Source organism: Streptomyces beigongshangae (genome assembly GCF_019710745.1).
In the GTDB taxonomy this organism is placed as follows: Bacteria; Actinomycetota; Actinomycetes; order Streptomycetales; family Streptomycetaceae; genus Streptomyces; species Streptomyces beigongshangae.
In genome coordinates this window covers 20745-36763 of record NZ_JAHKJW010000007.1, presented here as the reverse complement: position 1 = coordinate 36763, position 16019 = coordinate 20745, and the positions used below count along the sequence as shown (strand labels likewise).

13 protein-coding genes are annotated in these 16019 nt (G+C 72.6%); 6 read left to right on the top strand and 7 right to left on the bottom strand.

Annotated elements, in window-relative coordinates:
• The first annotated feature begins 12 nt into the window (after positions 1 to 12).
• Positions 13 to 279: a transposase gene (locus KM933_RS07295; RefSeq protein WP_430727289.1), complete on the top strand. Its 267-nt coding sequence runs from the start codon at positions 13 to 15 to the stop codon at positions 277 to 279.
• Here KM933_RS07295 and KM933_RS07290 read toward each other — a convergent pair.
• The 4 genes from KM933_RS07290 to KM933_RS07275 form a co-directional block, all read right to left on the bottom strand.
• Positions 198 to 1253 carry an alpha/beta hydrolase gene (locus KM933_RS07290; RefSeq protein WP_221349368.1) on the bottom strand — a complete coding sequence of 352 codons (1056 nt, stop codon included), beginning with the start codon at positions 1251 to 1253 and terminating at the stop codon, positions 198 to 200. The two genes, KM933_RS07295 and KM933_RS07290, sit on opposite strands and share 82 nt — an antisense overlap.
• A complete protein-coding gene (locus tag KM933_RS07285; RefSeq protein WP_221349367.1) occupies positions 1246 to 1698 on the bottom strand; it encodes an ATP-binding cassette domain-containing protein in 453 nt (150 codons plus the stop codon). The genes KM933_RS07290 and KM933_RS07285 overlap by 8 nt, the downstream gene beginning before the upstream one ends.
• A 76-nt stretch (positions 1699 to 1774) precedes the next feature.
• The gene (locus tag KM933_RS07280; protein WP_221349365.1) at positions 1775 to 2440 is read right to left on the bottom strand and encodes a response regulator; all 666 of its coding nucleotides are present in this window, start codon (positions 2438 to 2440) and stop codon (positions 1775 to 1777) included.
• Entirely contained in the window at positions 2437 to 3720 is a 1284-nt protein-coding gene (locus KM933_RS07275; protein ID WP_308013293.1) for a sensor histidine kinase, read from the bottom strand. The genes KM933_RS07280 and KM933_RS07275 overlap by 4 nt, the downstream gene beginning before the upstream one ends.
• Before the next feature lie 316 nt (positions 3721 to 4036).
• Between KM933_RS07275 and KM933_RS07270 the strand changes: the two genes are divergently transcribed.
• Positions 4037 to 4870: a PIG-L family deacetylase gene (locus KM933_RS07270; RefSeq protein WP_221349361.1), complete on the top strand. Its 834-nt coding sequence runs from the start codon at positions 4037 to 4039 to the stop codon at positions 4868 to 4870.
• A 575-nt stretch (positions 4871 to 5445) separates the two neighbouring features.
• Positions 5446 to 7641 carry an MMPL family transporter gene (locus KM933_RS07265; RefSeq protein WP_260333204.1) on the top strand — a complete coding sequence of 732 codons (2196 nt, stop codon included), beginning with the start codon at positions 5446 to 5448 and terminating at the stop codon, positions 7639 to 7641.
• A gap of 380 nt (positions 7642 to 8021) precedes the next feature.
• On the opposite strand, the gene KM933_RS07260 is transcribed toward KM933_RS07265, so the two are convergent.
• The gene (locus KM933_RS07260) at positions 8022 to 8927 is read right to left on the bottom strand and encodes an NADP-dependent oxidoreductase (RefSeq protein ID WP_221349359.1); all 906 of its coding nucleotides are present in this window, start codon (positions 8925 to 8927) and stop codon (positions 8022 to 8024) included.
• Positions 8928 to 9149: 222 nt separating this feature from the next.
• A complete protein-coding gene (locus tag KM933_RS07255) occupies positions 9150 to 11228 on the bottom strand; it encodes a pectinesterase family protein (RefSeq protein WP_221349357.1) in 2079 nt (692 codons plus the stop codon).
• A 176-nt stretch (positions 11229 to 11404) separates the two neighbouring features.
• On the opposite strand from KM933_RS07255, the gene KM933_RS07250 reads away from it, so the two are divergent.
• The 3 genes from KM933_RS07250 to KM933_RS07240 all read left to right on the top strand — a co-directional run bounded on the left by KM933_RS07250 (position 11405) and on the right by KM933_RS07240 (position 15388).
• Positions 11405 to 12373, top strand: a complete 969-nt coding sequence (locus KM933_RS07250) for a DUF389 domain-containing protein (RefSeq protein WP_221349355.1) — start codon at positions 11405 to 11407, stop codon at positions 12371 to 12373.
• 132 nt (positions 12374 to 12505) lie between these two features.
• Positions 12506 to 13789, top strand: a complete 1284-nt coding sequence (locus tag KM933_RS07245; RefSeq protein WP_221349353.1) for a PucR family transcriptional regulator — start codon at positions 12506 to 12508, stop codon at positions 13787 to 13789.
• Positions 13790 to 13909: 120 nt separating this feature from the next.
• The gene (locus KM933_RS07240; protein ID WP_221349351.1) at positions 13910 to 15388 is read left to right on the top strand and encodes an FAD-binding protein; all 1479 of its coding nucleotides are present in this window, start codon (positions 13910 to 13912) and stop codon (positions 15386 to 15388) included.
• An 18-nt stretch (positions 15389 to 15406) separates the two neighbouring features.
• On the opposite strand, the gene KM933_RS07235 is transcribed toward KM933_RS07240, so the two are convergent.
• Positions 15407 to 15973, bottom strand: coding sequence for an AMIN-like domain-containing (lipo)protein (locus tag KM933_RS07235; protein WP_221349349.1), 567 nt, complete (start codon positions 15971 to 15973; stop codon positions 15407 to 15409).
• Positions 15974 to 16019: the final 46 nt, after the last annotated feature.

The following is a 16019-nucleotide window of genomic DNA, read 5'->3' as shown; positions in this document are numbered from 1 at the left end:
TGATCACGTGCTGTGAGGCGTGGAGATCCGGCGAACGACCGGTGGGCCCGGTCTGAGGTGTTGCCGCCGCAGGGCGTCGAGCCCGGCCGTCCGCCGGTGCGGACTCGGCGGCAGCCGACGGACGGCACACGGTGGCGGACTCGGACCGGTGCACCGTGGCGGGACATGCCGGAACGATACGGCCCGTGGGGCCGGGTCTATGACCTGTTCCGCCGCTGTGGCCCGTCCAGGGCCTGGAGCAGCAGGGGCAGGGAGCGGTGCAGTTCGCGCCGCCAGTAGGGCGGTGCGTGGGTGCCGGCGTAGAAGTGCGTGGTCACCGCAGCCCCTGCCGCCCGCAGGCGGGCGGCGAGGGCTCGGGACTCCTCGTCCATGACCGCCTCGGTCGGTGAGAGGACGTCCTCGGGGAAGGGACGGGCCGGGTCCTCCAGACCGGGGATGTGCGGGTCGGGCGGTGTGCCGGGCGGGTCGAGGGCGCCGGCGGTGCCGTCGCCGCTGGACAGGTGCACAGAGGTGCCCCGGAGGCGCTCCGCCAGGTGAAAGGGGTCGTGGGCGCGCCAGTTGGCCCGGTGGGCGACCGGGTCGCCCCAGATCGCCCCCCAGTCGAGGCCGAGATACGTGGCCCCCGCGCGTACCGCCCGCGGGTGCTGGAGCGGGTGGACGAACCCACTGTGGCTCGCCACCGCACGGAAGAGCCCCGGGTGGCGCGCGGCGTAGGAGACGGCGCAGAAACCGCCCTGCGACTCTCCCGCGGCCGCACGACGGGTCCCCGCCCCGTAGTCCCGCTCCAGCAGCGGCAGCACCTCGCGCAGATGGAAACCCTCCACCGCGGGAGGGCCGCCCCGGCCTTGGTTGAACCAGTCGGTGCAGAAGCCGAAGAGCGGCATCCCGGGCATGACGACCAGGGTGCCGCGCAGCTCGGGATCTTTCTGTATGCCGTACTCCTCGGTCCAGGTCCGGTGGTCGCCGTCGCCGCCGGGGAAGAGGTACAGCACGGGCCAGCGGTCGTCCGGCCCGCGCCGCTGCCAGCCGTCGGGGGTCAGCAGCCGCACCTCGGCGTCCCGGCCCAGCGCGGGTGATCGCACCGTGAGATCGACGATCCGGCCCTCGGACCTGCGTTCCCCGACGACGCGTGCGCCGTCGCGGGCGTACGCACCCGGCACGGCCGGCAGGAGCACGGCCGCCACGGCCGCCAGGGCCGCCACGGCTGCCAGGGCTGTCGGCGTCCGGGCGAGGTTCCGCAGCCGGTCAGGCATCGCGCCTCCCCGCCGCGACGAGCAGCGCGAGGACCGTGTACGCGGCGACCAGGCCCGGCGACAGTTCCTCGGCCCGCCGGCCGGCGGCCCCGGCCGGGCCGGCCGTCTCCAGTACCTCGTCCACGCGGCGCCGCGGAATCGCGTGGGAGCGGGCCGGTCCCGGCAGATGCCGGCGGACCGTACGGCCGCCGTGCGCCGATGTGGCGCCCAGCAGCGAGCCGGCCTCCCGCGGGGGCGCGGGGAGCCGGTCGTGGCGCCGCCCGGCCACGGTGACCGTGCCCGCGCCGGGCGCGTCGAGGCCGAGGACCATGCGCGGGGTGGTCGACCTGCCCGCGCCGTTCGGGCCGAGGAAGCCGGTGACCGGACCCGGCCGGACGGTGAAGGACAACGCGTCGACGGCGGTCCGGCCGCCGTACCGCTTGGTGAGTTCTCCTGCTTCGATCATGCCGTCGACGCTACGGAGGACGGACGCGCCGGACATCCGCCGCCGGGAGGCGGCGGCTGCTCCCGGGGGAGTACGGTCAGACCTCCCCCGCCCGCACCAGCCCCGTCTCGTACGCCACCACGACCAGCTGCGCCCGGTCCCGCGCCCCCAGCTTGGTCATCGTCCGGCTGACGTGCGTCTTCGCGGTGAGCGGGCTCATGAGCAGCCGTCGGCCGATCTCGTCGTTGGACAGCCCCCGGCCGACCAGCGCGAGGACCTCGCGCTCCCGGTCGGTCAGCGGTTCCAGCCGTTCCCGTGCCCGTGCCCCGGGTGTCCTCAGGCGGGCGAACTCCTCGATGACCCGGCGGGTGACGGCGGGTGCGAGCAGGCTCTGTCCGGCGGCGACACCGCGGACGGCGGTGCGCAGGTCGTCCGGCTCGATGTCCTTGAGCAGGAAGCCCGCGGCTCCGGCGCGCAGTGCTTCGAAGACGTACTCGTCGGCCCCGTAGGTCGTCAGGACCAGCACCCGTACGGCGTCCAGGGTGCGGTCGGCGGCGATGCTGCGGGTGGCCTGCAGGCCGTCGGCCCGGGGCATGCGGATGTCCATCAGCACCACGTCCGGGCGGGTGGCGCGGGTCAGCTCCACGGCCTGCACGCCGTCGGCGGCCTCGGCGACCACCACCAGGTCGCCGGTCAGGTCGAGCAGGGCGCGAAAACCCGCGCGCACGACGGTCTGGTCGTCGGCCAGCAGTACCCGGATCACACCGCCGCCCCCTCGTCGCCGGAGAGGCGGTCGACGGGAAGGCGGGCGTACACCCGCCAGCCGCCGCCCGGCACCGGTCCGGCCTCCACCGTGCCGCCCACGGCCGCGGCACGCTCCCGCATCCCGATCAGACCGAAACCTTCCCCGGGCCCGGATCCGAATCCCGGCTCGGACCCGGGCCCGAACCCCGGCTCGAACCCGGACCCGGGAAGGGAGGTGTCCCCGTGCGCCCCCGCACGACCGGGCGGACCGTCGTCGGTGACCTCCACCTCCAGCCGGTCACCGGCCCGGCCCACCGTCAGCGACACCGCCACACACCGGGCACCCGCGTGCTTGATCACGTTGGTCAGCGCCTCCTGGACGATGCGGTACGCCGCCAGCTCCACCAGCTGCGGCAGCGGCCGGCCGCCCGTGTCCCCGTCCAGGGTGACGCGCAGCCCGGTCGCCCGCACCCGCGCGGCGAGGCCGGGCAGCTCGGCCAGTCTGGGCGCGGGCGCGGTGACGGCATCGGCGGCGCCGTGCCGCAGCACCCCCACGGTGGCCCGCAGCTCCCGCACGGCCTCCTTGCCCGACCTCCGCACCTGCCGCATCGCCTCCCTCGACACCTCCGGCTTCGTGTCGAACGCGTCCAGGGCGAGTCCGGCCTGCACGGTCATCGCCGAGACGGTGTGGGCGACCACGTCGTGCAGTTCGCGCGCGATGCGCAGCCGCTCCTGCTCGACGCGGCGCCGGGCCTCCCTCTCCCGCTCGGCCTCGGCGTGTGCGGCCCGCGCCGCGTACTGAGCCGCCAACTCCCGCCGGGCACGCACCGCTTCGCCCAGCAACAGGGGAACCAGCGGCCACAGCATCTCCAGCAGGGGAGCTCCCTGGGGCTGCACCACGTCGATCCCCGCGATCACGGACACGGTCCCGGAGGCGAGTGCGGCGACCACGGCCGTACGGACGGTCCGGCGCCGCTCGCCCCGCACGGCCACCGCGTACAGCGCGGCCATCACCGGCAGGTTCAGCAGCTCGCCGATGTGCCCGTACAGCGCCCAGCCGGCATTCGCCGCCCCGGTGACCACCGCGACCGCCACCGGCCACCGGCTGCGTACCGGCAGCGCTCCGGCCGAGACCGCGAACAGCAGCCAGCTCACTGCGTCCGCCTGCCGGTACGGGGGAGTGTTGACCGCCAGGTCGGGCCCCGTGAGCAGCGCGACGACGGTCGCGGTCACGAGATCCGCGAGCGGCGGCGGCAGAGGCCGGGGGAGGTGACACGGCCGGGGACGGGAAGGGGTCACGGACCTCACGGTATGGGCCGGGCGCGGCAGGCGCGTACGACCACGGGAGTACGGCCGTCCGCCGCACGCGTACGCCGCCGGTGCCCGCCCTGCCGTACGGCGACGCCGGATCCGGTGCGCGCCCGTGGAATCCGACGGCCCCGCCGGGAACAGCCGGCCCGCATGGCACGCTTGCACTGATCGGGGGACCGGCGCCGTACGGGCGGGGAACGCGGAGACCACCAGGTCGTCCGCCCCCGCCGGGTCCGGCCCCCGGTATCGCGGTACGCCCTTCGCGTACCGGAACCAGCACGTATGTCCGCAGGAGGACTGTTTTATGACACACCGTCCCTTGACGCTCATGGCGGTACACGCCCACCCCGACGACGAGGCCACCGGCACCGGAGGGGTCCTCGCGCGGTACGCGGCGGAAGGCATCCGCACGGTTCTCGTGACATGTACCGACGGCGGTTGCGGTGACGGACCGGGGGGTGTCAAGCCGGGCGATCCCGGGCACGACCCGGCGGCGGTCGCTCTGATGCGCCGTCAGGAACTCGAGGCGAGCTGCGAGGCCCTGAAGATCAGCGATCTGGAGATGCTGGACTACGCCGACTCCGGGATGATGGGCTGGCCGAGCAACGACGTCCCCGGATCCTTCTGGCGGACCCCCGTGGAGAAGGGCGCCGCCCGGCTCGCGGAGCTCATGCGGCACTACCGGCCCGATGTGGTCGTCACCTACGACGAGAACGGCTTCTACGGCCATCCCGACCACATCCAGGCCCACCGCATCACGATGGCGGCACTGGAGATGACCGAGGGGGCGCCGAAGGTGTACTGGACCACGATGCCCCGCTCGACGATGCAGCGGTTCGGCGAGTTCATGCGCGAGTTCCAGCCGGACATGCCGGAGCCGGATCCCGCCGAGGCGGCCGCGATGGCCGAGATCGGCCTTCCCGACGACGAGATCACCACATGGGTGGACACCACCGCGTTCAGCGGCCAGAAGTTCGACGCGCTGGCCGCGCACGCCAGTCAGGGCGAGAACATCTTCTTCCTCAAGATGGGCAAGGAGAGGTTCGGTGAGCTGATGGGCATGGAGACCTTCCTGCGGGTCCAGGACGCCACCGGCGCGGCCGTGCCCGAGAACGACCTCTTCGCCGGACTGCGCTGATCCGCCGCACTGCGCTGATCCGTCCGTCCGCCTCCCGCTCCCCCGGCGGTCCGTCCCGTCCGGGACGGACCGCCGGGGGAGCGGCACGGAGTCGAGGCCGGGACGTGCACCGTGCCGCGGGACGGACGTGCGCTGGCGTGACACCCGGTCCTGGATACAATTGGAGGACGCGGACCTCATCCCGGAAGACGGGGGCCACCGGCCCCTGCGCCCGCCCGCCGGCCTTGTCGCCGGCGCAGATTTTCAGTCGATCTTTTCAGCCGATGTCGAAGAGAGCCGCAGACCGGTTCGGGTCCGCCGCACGTCCTGTCGGTGCCGTCTTTGGGAGGACTGGACCGTTTTTGTTTCCCGTCACGGTCCGGATGTTCCAGACCGTCCGCGGTGCGGAACCGGGAATCGTGTGCGTGGATGCCTCGCGGCACCGGAATATCTCGTGGATCAGGCCGCCCGGGTCAATACGATAAGAGCCAAAGACAATTGTGAGACCGGTTCGCCGGCAAGGACCGGTCAGGATCGCCGATGTCGGGGTCCGCTCCCCGGGTCCGGTGATCTTCCTGTTCAGGAGGCCCTCACGCATGTTCCGACGTATTGGCAACGCCGTCGTCCGACATCCCGTCTGGACGATCGTGGCATGGCTGATCGCCGCCGTGGCGATCGTGGCCACGGCGCCGAGTCTGCCTTCGAGCAGCGACGAGAGCAGTTTCCTTCCCCGGAGTTACGAGTCCATCAAAGCGGCGGACCTCCAGCAGGAAGCGTTCCCCAGCGCCTTCACCCCGTCCGCGATCGCCCTGTACAAGCGCACCGACGGCGGCAAGTTGACCGCTGCCGACCAGCGGGACGTCGCCCGGATCACCTCGGAGTTGAAGAAGAAGGACATCGACCAGGTCCAGAAGGTGGTCCCCGGCCAGCCCTCCGAGGACGGCAGATACGCCCTGACCCTGGTCCAGATGGACAGCAAGAAGGCCGGTCAACCCGAACAGGCGGACGCGGCGAAGGTGCTGCGTGACGACGTCAAGGAACTCGCGAAGGGCACGCGGCTCGACGTCAAACTCGGCGGTTCCGCCGCGCAGGCCCTCGACCAGCAGGACTCCTCCGAGCGTGGCGAGGCACTGATCGGCATCGGCACCTTCGTCATCATTCTGGTGACCTTGCTGATCATATTCCGGGCACCGATCCTCGCGGTCCTGCCGCTGATCCTGATCGGCCTGGTCTCCGCCATCGCCAACGGGCTGATCGCATTCGCCACCAAACTGTTCGACCTGGAGGCCAACAGCTCCATCTCCTCCATTCTCATCGTCGTGCTCTTCGGCGTGGGCACGGACTACTTCCTCTTCCTGATCTTCCGCTACCGCGAACGCCTCCGTCTCGGCGACGAACCCAAACAGGCCATGATCAACGCGGTCGACCGGGTCGGAGAGGCCATCGCGTCGGCAGCCGGAGCGGTCATCATCGCCTTCCTCGCGCTGGTGCTGTCCACACTGGGCTTCCTCAAGCAGATGGGGCCCGCCCTCGCCATCGCGGTCGCCGTCACCCTGATCGCCGGCCTGACCCTCATCCCGGCCGTGGTCTCCCTCATCGGACCGAAGGTCTTCTGGCCCTCCAAGTCCTGGCGGAAGGAACCGGACAACGCCCGGTTCGCCGCTCTCGGCCGCGGGGTGCGACGCCGTCCGGCACTGACCGCCGCGCTGTCCGGCCTGGTCCTGGTCGTGCTGTCGCTCGGGATGTTCGGCTACCAGGCCACCTTCGACCTGGCGTCGGGCTCCATGCCCAAGACGAAGGAGTCCATGGTCGTCCAGGACGAGATGCAGAAGGCGTACTCGGCCGGCGCCGCCGCCCCCACCGACGTCTACCTCTCCACCACCGACGGCCGGCGGCTCGACGAGTCCGCCCTCGCCCCCTACGCCAGGAAACTCGGCGCCGTCGACGGCGTCGCGAACGCCCGCCTCACCCAGGTGAACAAGGAGGGCACCACCGCGGACTTCACCGTCACCCTCGAGTACGAGGCGTCCACGGACAAAGCCATCGACGCCGTGAGCAGGGTGCGCGACATCGCCCATGCCAACACCCCGGAACGCACCGAAGCCCTCGTCGGCGGCATGTCGTCGATCTACAAGGACATCGACACCGCCGTCAACCACGACTACCGGACGGTCTTCCCCGTCGCCGCCGCCCTGATCATGATCATTCTGGGGCTGCTGCTGCGCAGCATCGTCGCGCCCTGGTACCTGATGGCCTCGGTCGGGCTCGGTTTCAGTGCCACCCTCGGGGCCACGGTGTGGATCTTCCAGGACTGGCAGGGGCACCCGGGTCTGATGTTCATGCTCCCGGTGATCATGTATCTCTTCGTGGTCGCCATCGGCACGGACTACAACATCCTCATGATCGCCCGGCTCCGTGAGGAGGCCCGCGCGGGCCGGGAGCCGCGTGAGGCGGCGGGAATGGCGCTCCGGCACGCCGGTCCCACGGTGGCGGCGGCCGGCTTCATCCTGGCGGCGACCTTCGCCACGATGATGCTGGCGGGCAACTCGCTGCTCACGGAGATGGGATTCGCGGTCTCCTTCGGCATCGCCGTCGCCGCCTTCGTGATGGCGATGTTCTTCACGCCCAGTCTCACCGCGCTGATCGGCCACGCGGCGTGGTGGCCGGGCCACGGGGACCGGGCCGAGGCGACGGCAGCCGACGCGGGCACCGCCCGGCCCGGCTCCGCACCGGCGGCCCCCGGGGACGGCGCGTCGACGGCCGCGTACGATCCGGCGGAACGCCGCGGCTGACGCGGACGAACCGCGGGTGCCCGCCGGACCGTACGGCCCGGCGGGCACCCGGGCAGCCCGGCCTCCCGACTGCCCGAGCCCGGCTGCGAGCCCGTCGACCGGCACGTCACCACGGACCCGCGCCCCCCGTTCCCCGGCGTGCGTACGGCGGAGGCGCCGGGCGGCAGGACCGGATGCGCACGCTGGGCCTCACGGCCCCGTTCCGTACCCCTGCCCGGTGAGGACCGCAGCCACCGGTTCCGCCGCGCGCCGCCTTCATCCTCCGGCCCCGGCGGAGCAATCGTGGAAACCGGGACAGGACGGCAGCCTCGACGCCACGGCAGCGCGTGGCGTCGAGGCTGCCGTCCTGCCCGCGACCCGGGCGGAGCGGCGGGGCAGGCTCAGATGCAGATCACGATCTTGCCCCGCGTGTGTCCGCGCTCGGCGTACGCGTGCGCTTCCGCGATCCGCTCCAGCGGGTGGACGCGCTCGACACGCGGCCTGTAACGGCCCTGCCGGCCGAGCTCGCCCGCTTCGGCGAGGAGCGCGGAGTCGTTCGACGCGTTGGCCAGATGAACACCCAGGCGATGTGCATTGGCGTAGTCGGCGACCGTGGACACGCGGGCAGGGTCGCCCACGATCGCGACGAGGTCGGCCAGGGACCCGGAGGCCGCGGTGTCGAGCGCGAGGTCGACACCCTCCGGAGCCAGGACCTCGAGGCGCTCCGCGAGGCCCGCGCCGTAGGTGGTGGGAACGGCTCCGAGAGAGGCGAGGAACTCGTGGTTGCGCTCGCCGGCCGTCCCGATCACGGTGGCGCCCCGGGCCACCGCGATCTCGACCGCGGCACTGCCCACGCCTCCGGCGGCGCCCTCGACGAGAAGGGTGCGCCCCCGCAGGGGACCGAGCGCCTTCAGCCCGCTCATCGCGGTCACGGATGCCAGACCGGCGCCGGCGGCCTCCTCGTCCGTCCAGGCGGCGGGCGCATGGGCCCAGGCCGAGAGCACGGCCAGCTCCGCTGTCGCGCCGGTCACGCCGCCCAGCCCGAAGACGCGGTCGCCGATGTCCACCCCCCGCACGCCCTCACCGATCTCGTCGACCACGCCGACGGCGTCACGCCCGGGAATCGCGGGCAGGTCCACGGGCAGCACCTCGTGCACCGCGCCGGACCGCACCTTCCAGTCGACGGGATTGACACCGGCCGCCGCGACGCGGATGCGGATCTCGCCGGGGCCGGGACGCGGGTCCGGCACCTGCTCGATCACCAGGGTCTCCACACCGCCGTACTCGTGATAGCGGGCTGCGCGCATGAGGTTCTGCCTTTCCGCACGGCCCGGACCGGCCGTGCGTGAAATCGGTGGGGTGAATGTTCGGCGGGTGCCGATGCCCACCACGCTAAAAGCTGACACCGGTGTCAGCTGCAAGTCGAAGACGCTCCGGACGTGCCCGGCAGGCCGGGCCGGCTCCCGGCGAACGGGGGATGCCGCACCCGTGATCCGCGGCCCGTGCCGGTGGCGGCGTCCGCCGCCGGCTCAGGAAGCCGTGGGCGTCCAGTCCCCCAGCCAGTCGGCGACCTCCTGGTCGGCTGCCTGGGCGTCGGTCAGGAAGGGACGGTCGCTGCTCGCGGGGCCCGCCCCGGCGCCGGTGTTCCGGTACTCGGCGAAACGGTCGTCCTTCCAGGAGAAGCCGCTCATGTCGGTCCACGGCGTGGACTTGACCGCCGCGCTGAGGTTGGTGTTGCGGACCGTCGTCTGCGGGTCCAGGGTCGCGTCGCCGCCCGCGTGCCAGGGGCGGCCCAGGTAGAAGGAGTTGCCGGACACGTCGCCGTTGACCGTGGAGTTGGCGATCAGGAAGCCCTTGCGGCCGGCGGCCGTGCTGGGGGCGGTGACGTATCCGGCGGAGGAACCGTCCCAGCGCTTGCGCAGGGTGATGACGGAGCGGTCGATCACGGCGGTGGCGCGGCCGAAGACGAAGTCGACGTTGCCGAGGACGTAGGAGTTGGAGACGTGGACGCGGCCGGCCTTGTCCTTGGCGGCCGTGTCGAGAAGCAGGGTGTCCTGGTCGCCGGTGACGACGACGCCGTCGAGGAAGACCTTGTCCGCGGCGGTGCGCAGGGCGACGGCCTGGTGGCCGGAGAGGGACTGGTTGGCGCCCTCGTCGAAGTCGTTGGTGACGGAGAGGTTGCGGGCCTGGAAGTCGTCGGCCTCGACGGTGACCGTGGCGCTGCCGCTGGTGCCGTAGGTGCCGGAGCCGTCGGGTTTCCGCGTGCCGGCGGCGTTGTTGTAGACGATCACCGTGTCCCTGCGGCCGGCGCCGGTGCCCTGGATGGTGACGTGCGGCTTGCTGGACGGGACCCTGACCAGTTCGCGGTACGTGCCGGGCGCGACGGCGATGACGACACGGGAGGGGTTGTTCGCGGGGACGGCGTTCACGGCCGCCTGCACGGTGGTGTACTGGCCGGTGCCGTCCTTGGCGACGGTGAGGGTCGTCGCGGCGGCGCCCGTCGTGGACGGGGTCCCGATCGTGGAGCGCGGTCCCGCACCGGACTTGACGACGGACGGCACGTTCGCGGCGGCGTCCGGGGAGTAGGAGTAGTACGCCTTCGGGTCGAAGGCCGTGCCGCCGGACTCGTTGCGCCCCGAGGTGCCGGAGAAGACGTTGCCCTTCTGTACGAGCGAGGCCGTGCTGTCCTTGACGACCGGGTTGCTGAAGCCCTGGAAGTAGCTGTTCTCCAGGACCATCGCCGTGCCGCCGCGGGCGTAGTTGCCGTAGGAGGAGGAGATGGCGGTGCCGGGCGTGTCCTCCAGGTAGTTGTTGTAGAGGTGTGCGTGGGCGCAGTTGTCGGCGGAGGGATTGCGCTGTTCGGTCTCGCGGATCCAGTTGTGGTGGAGCGTGATGTCGGTGGTGACGTTCTCGGTCCAGCCGATGCCGAACGTCTTGTTGTTGTTGCTCAGCTCGTTCCAGGAGACGGTGATGTTCGTGGAGTCCTTGCGGACGTCGATCAGACCGTCGGCCATGTTCCGGAAGTCGTTGTGGTCGATCCAGACGTGGTGGGCGCCGTCCATCTGGATCGCGTCGTAGTCGTGGTCCTTGTCGTTCCAGACGCCCTGGTACGTGTCCCGCACCGTGAGGTTCCGGATGATCACGTTGTGGACGCCGGTGCCGAGGAAGAAGCCGCCGCCGACGATCTGCCCGGACGTCCCGGACCCGACGATCGTCTTGTCCGAGGCGACCTTGATCTCCTTGCCGACCGGGGACATGCCGATCGCCCCCGCGACGACGATGACGTACGGCTCGGCGGCCGTGGCGTACTTCTCCAGGTCGGCCTGGGTGCGCACGGTGACGGTGGCGCCGTCCCGGCCGCCGTACGTGCCGTTCTGCCCGAGGGTGTCGACGGAGGCGAAACCGTCGGCAGTGGCAGTGGCAGTGGCGGTCGCGGCCGCGGTGGTCCGGGCGGGAGCGGCCACGGCGCTGCTCACGGCCCCGGCGCGGCCGGCGCCGGCGTCCGTGCCGTACGCGAAGGCCGCGGCGGCGGCCAGCGCCAGGGGGAGGCCGGACGCCAGGACGCTTCTGGCGCGGCGGTGGTGTGCCCTGCTGCGGGGGTGGCTCATCAGCTGCTTCCGATCAGTGCGGGTGCGTACATGACACCTACCGGTCGCAGCCGGGCGACGGGAGGTTGCCGCCCGTGGGAGGCGTCCTGGCGGCGGACGGTCATCCTCCTGACCGGGTGCGGGGACGCCGGCCACCCACTGCGCCCGCCGTTGCGCGGCGTGGTTAACCTGCTCGCATGCTGCACCTGCGCCTGATCACCCCGTCCGACCGGACCGACGCCGCGGTGCGGCTGATCGAGGAGACGGTCGGCACGGCCCACCTGGCGGTCGTGCCGGGGGCCGCCCGCGACCCCGTCGGTGACATCGTGATGGTGGACGTGGCGCGCGAGGCGGGCGACGAGCTGATCAGCGGGCTCTGCGACCTGGGCATCGACGAGTGCGGGTCGATCTCCGTCGAGAACATCGACCTGTCGTTGTCGAAGCGCGCCGACGACGCGGAGGAGGAGGCTCCGGGAGAGGGCGCGGACGCGGTCCTGTGGGAGCAGCTGGCGGAGGGCACGCACGAGGAGTCGACGCTGTCGGTCACGTATCTGGCCTTCATCACGCTCGCCACGATGATCGCGGCCTGCGGTGTGGTCCTCGACAACGCGATCCTCATCGTGGGGGCGATGGCGGTGGGCCCGGAGTTCGGTCCGCTGGCGGGCTTCAGCACCGCTGTGGTCCGGCGCCGGCCGCGTCCGGCCGTGCGCTCGCTGACCGCCCTGCTGGTGGGCTTCGCCGTGGCGATGGCCGCCACCGTGCTCTTCAGCCTCCTCATGGACGGCCTGGGCCTGTTCACCGAGGCACAGCTGGAGGCCGAGCGGCCCAGCACCGCCTTCGTCTACGCTCCCGACGCGTTCTCCTTCGTCGTGGCAGTCCTCGCGGGCATCGCCGGCACCCTCTCGCTGACCTCGGCCAAGTCGGGTCTCCTGGTGGGGGTGGCCATCTCCGTCACCACGGTCCCGGCCGCCGCCAACGCGGCGGTGGCCCTCAGCTACGGGGACACCGCCCAGACCCTCGGCTCGGTCAACCAGCTCCTGCTGAACCTCCTGGGCATCGTCCTGGCCGGTACCCTCACCCTCCTCACCCAGAAATGGCTGTGGCACCGCGCCCAGAGCCGAACCCGAACCCGAGCCCGTCCGGCCCGTTCCGACCGCCTGACCTGACACCACCCCGGCGCGTGGCGCGGCAAAACATCGCAACAGCCCAATCCACAGCAGCAGTTCACCCGAACACCTCCAGGAGTCCGCATCGCGACGGCGGTGCGGGTCGGACGGGAGCGGGACGGGGAGGACGAGATGGAGAGTCTCTTCACGAGGCTGACGAAACGGGTGGACACCAACGCACGGCACGCGATGGACGTCTACCGGCAGGAGGTCCGCGAGTACGGGGTGCTGGAGCGGGACGCCCGCTCGCGGGCGGCGGCGCTGGAGTACACGGTGTGGTTACGGCGGCGCACCATCGAGCTGGCGGAGCGGGAGCAGCCCCTCGGCCCGGACGATCTCGCGTTGATGGCGTCGGTCGGGAGACAGAGAGCCGAGAAGGGGCTGTCCCTGCGGTCGCACCAGCAACTGGTCGTCTCGCACACCAGTCTGATGCTGCGTGAGATCCAGGAGGCCACCGAGCCGGGTGACGGCGACGACCTGATGCGCCTGATGCGGTGGTTCGGTCCCCAGGGGACACGGGGCGGCGACGCCTACACGTCCGGCCACGTCGAGGGGCAGGGGCGCCGCGCGTCCCTCGTCAGCCGCGTCCGGGCACTGACCGAGGCGCTGCTCGCCGACGATCCCGCCGCGTCGCACCTGGCGCACGGCGTCAGCATGCGCCTTCACCCGGGTTATCTGGTGGCCGTCATCCGTCTCCCCGCCCGCCCGTGTCCCCCCGCCGCCCGCCGGGAGAAGATCACCGAAGCACTCGTGCGGCGCCGAGGGGTGCCGATCATGTGGCGTGACCCCGGGGAGGTGGTGGCACTGATCCCTGCCGGCCCCGACCGGTCGAGCGACCCGGACCAGCCGGCCGGTCCGGACCAGCCGGCCGGTCCGGACCAGCCGGCCGACCCGGACCAGCCGGCCGACCCGGACCGGTCGGCCGGTACGGCGCCGGCGGCGGGGGACCGCGCTCTCTCCTTGGTGTGCGACGTCGCGGAAGGGGTGGGAGGCGCGTGCGCGGTCGGCGTGTGCGCGGGCTCCGCCGGCGCCCTGGCCGAGACCTTCGCCCGGGCGCGCGGTGTCAGCCGGGTGGCCCCGATGCAGGACGGACCACGCCGGCTGCACACCCTGGCGGACGTCTTCCTCGAACTCGGCGTCGCGCGGCTGCCGGAGGCCCAGGGCTGGCTGCGGGACATCGGCAGGAGGCTCTCGGACGGACCCGACCTCATCGCCACGCTGGAGACGTATTACCGCAGCGACATGAACCGGGCGCGGGCGGCCGTGGCGCTGAACGTCCATCCACGGACGCTCGACTACCGCTTGCGGCGCGCCCGGGAGCTCACCGGGATCCATCCGGGTTCCACCCACGGCGTACGGGTCCTGAGCGTCGCGGTGAACCGGGTGCTCTCGGCAGGCCCGCCGGGCACGAGGTGAGACGGCCACGGCTCCCGGAGCAGCGCGCGCGGGGCGGTGCCGGGCAGTGCGTCCGCGGGCCGGCCGTCCTAGGGTGGGCGGGTGCCGCACGGTTCACCGGATCCTTCCCTGGAGGAGCGCATGTCCCGCACACCGCCCCGGCGTGCCGCACTGCGTGGCCTGGCGGCCGCCGGGACCGCCGTGATCGGCTTCGACCCCTTCACCCGGAGCTGGACGGCCGCGGCGGCCGGCCGGCCGCCGCACGGCGTTCCCGGGCTGGACGGCAGCCTGCACACCGACGAGGCGTCGCTGAGCGCCGCCGCCGACGACTTCGGGCACGTCGTGCACCGCCGCCCGGCCGCGGTGCTGAGGCCCGGTTCCGTCGAGGACGTCGTGACGATGCTGCGGTTCTGCGGCAGGCACGGCATCCCGGTCGCACCCCGTGGACAGGGGCACGGCACGAACGGCCAGGCGCAGGCCGAAGGCGGTCTGGTCGTCGAGACCGCTCCGCTCGACGCCGTCCGCCCCCTCGGACCCGGCAGCGCCGGGGTGCGGGTCGGCGCCGGAGCCAGCTGGAGCGACGTCGCGAAGGCCACGCTCGCACACGGCCTGACGCCTCCCGTCTTCACCGACTACCTCGAACTCTCGGTCGGCGGGACGCTGTCCGTCGGCGGCCTCGGAGGTCAGGCCCACCGGGTCGGCGCCCAGGTCGACAACGTCATGGAACTGGAGGTCGTCACCGGCGAGGGGGAGCGGACCCGCTGCTCACCGGCCCGGCACCGCGACCTGTTCCACGCCGTGCTCGCCGGCCTCGGCCAGTGCGCCGTGATCGTCGGCGCCACCGTGCGCCTGGTCCGGGCCCCCGGGTCGGTACGCCGCTACGTCCTGCCGTACGGCGATCTGCGGACCTTCCTCGACGACCAGCGCCTGCTCGTCGAACAGCGGCGCTTCGCCTACGTCGAAGGGCAGGTCACCGAGGACACCTCCGGAGCCTTCCGCCGGTACGCCATCGAGGCCGTCGCCTACGGACCGCCCGCCGGGGAGACCCCCGACGACACGGCGCTCCTGCGCGGGCTGCGGCACGACCCGTCGGGCACGGAGATCACCGACCTCGCGTACTACGACTTCCTCGATCGGATCGCCCCCGGCGTCGCCGCGCTCAAGGAGGCCGGCCTGTGGGCGTACGCGCACCCCTGGCTCGACGTGCTGCTGCCCGGCCGTGCGGCGGCCGAGGTCGCCGGCCGGATCCTGGGCGCGCTCACCCCGGCGGACCTGGGGCCGGGCGGCGTGGTGCTGCTGTACCCGCTCGTACGCGAGCGCCTGCGGACCCCGCTCCTCCGGACACCCGACGACCCCGTGCCGTACCTGCTGGCCGTCCTGCGGACCGCGCCGCCCGGGGACCCGGCGACGGTCCGGCGCCTGCTGGCCGCCAACCGGTCCGCCTACGACCTCGTCCGCGCGGCCGGCGGCACCTGGTACCCCACCGGCTCAGTGCCCTTCGACGACACGGACTGGCGGCAGCACTTCGGTCCTGCCTGGCCCCGACTGGCCGCCGCGAGGAGGACGTACGACCCGCACGGGATCCTCGTCCCCGGACAGGGAGTCTTCCGGCGCCCGTGAGGGCGCCGGACCGGTGGTTCACCAGGTGTGGGCCACGTCCACCACGAGGCGTCCGTCCAGTTGCAGGACCCGGAAGGGCAGCCGGGCGCGTAGCCCGAGTCCGAACTGCGACTGGCCCTCGAAGCTGCCGGCGAAACCGGCGTCCTGGAAGGTGCGGTGGCCGGTGAGGTCCACGCCCGGCAGCGGCTGTCCCACCCGGCCGGGGTAGGTGGGCGTACCGGAGTCGTGCGCGGGCGCCCTGACGACCACCTCCAGGACGGCGCCGCCGCGGACCGGGACGGGGGTGCCGGTCGGGTCCTGGATCAGCCGGTCGACGTAGCGCACGGTGTACCCGAGCCGGTCGGCGGGCGCGCCCGGAACGTCGACGACGAACCGGTCGTAGCAGTCCTGGCGGCCGGTCCTGGCGTTCGTGACGTACGCACCCGAGGTGCTGGACCAGTCCGTCCTGTCGAGACTGCCCCAGCCCGCCGGGCAGGCCGCCGTCCGCCCGGCGGCGGCCGGTGCGGCCACGGCCGGGACCGCGGCCGCGCCCAGTACGGCGGTCACCAGAACCGTGGTGACCCAGATGTTTCTGCTTTTCGGCATTCCGTCCCCCCATACGAGATTGTTCAGCACCCAGGGAGACCGCCGA

What these genes read in the sequence shown, in the direction of transcription:
- KM933_RS07245 (WP_221349353.1), top strand. Translation starts at nt 12,506, where the DNA reads ATGGAGAGTCTCTTCACGAGGCTGACGAAACGGGTGGACACCAACGCA.
- KM933_RS07285 (WP_221349367.1), bottom strand. Translation starts at nt 1,698, where the DNA reads ATGATCGAAGCAGGAGAACTCACCAAGCGGTACGGCGGCCGGACCGCC.
- KM933_RS07250 (WP_221349355.1), top strand. Translation starts at nt 11,405, where the DNA reads ATGCTGCACCTGCGCCTGATCACCCCGTCCGACCGGACCGACGCCGCG.
- KM933_RS07260 (WP_221349359.1), bottom strand. Translation starts at nt 8,927, where the DNA reads ATGCGCGCAGCCCGCTATCACGAGTACGGCGGTGTGGAGACCCTGGTG.
- KM933_RS07270 (WP_221349361.1), top strand. Translation starts at nt 4,037, where the DNA reads ATGACACACCGTCCCTTGACGCTCATGGCGGTACACGCCCACCCCGAC.
- KM933_RS07265 (WP_260333204.1), top strand. Translation starts at nt 5,446, where the DNA reads ATGTTCCGACGTATTGGCAACGCCGTCGTCCGACATCCCGTCTGGACG.
- KM933_RS07240 (WP_221349351.1), top strand. Translation starts at nt 13,910, where the DNA reads ATGTCCCGCACACCGCCCCGGCGTGCCGCACTGCGTGGCCTGGCGGCC.
- KM933_RS07235 (WP_221349349.1), bottom strand. Translation starts at nt 15,973, where the DNA reads ATGCCGAAAAGCAGAAACATCTGGGTCACCACGGTTCTGGTGACCGCC.
- KM933_RS07290 (WP_221349368.1), bottom strand. Translation starts at nt 1,253, where the DNA reads ATGCCTGACCGGCTGCGGAACCTCGCCCGGACGCCGACAGCCCTGGCA.
- KM933_RS07255 (WP_221349357.1), bottom strand. Translation starts at nt 11,228, where the DNA reads ATGAGCCACCCCCGCAGCAGGGCACACCACCGCCGCGCCAGAAGCGTC.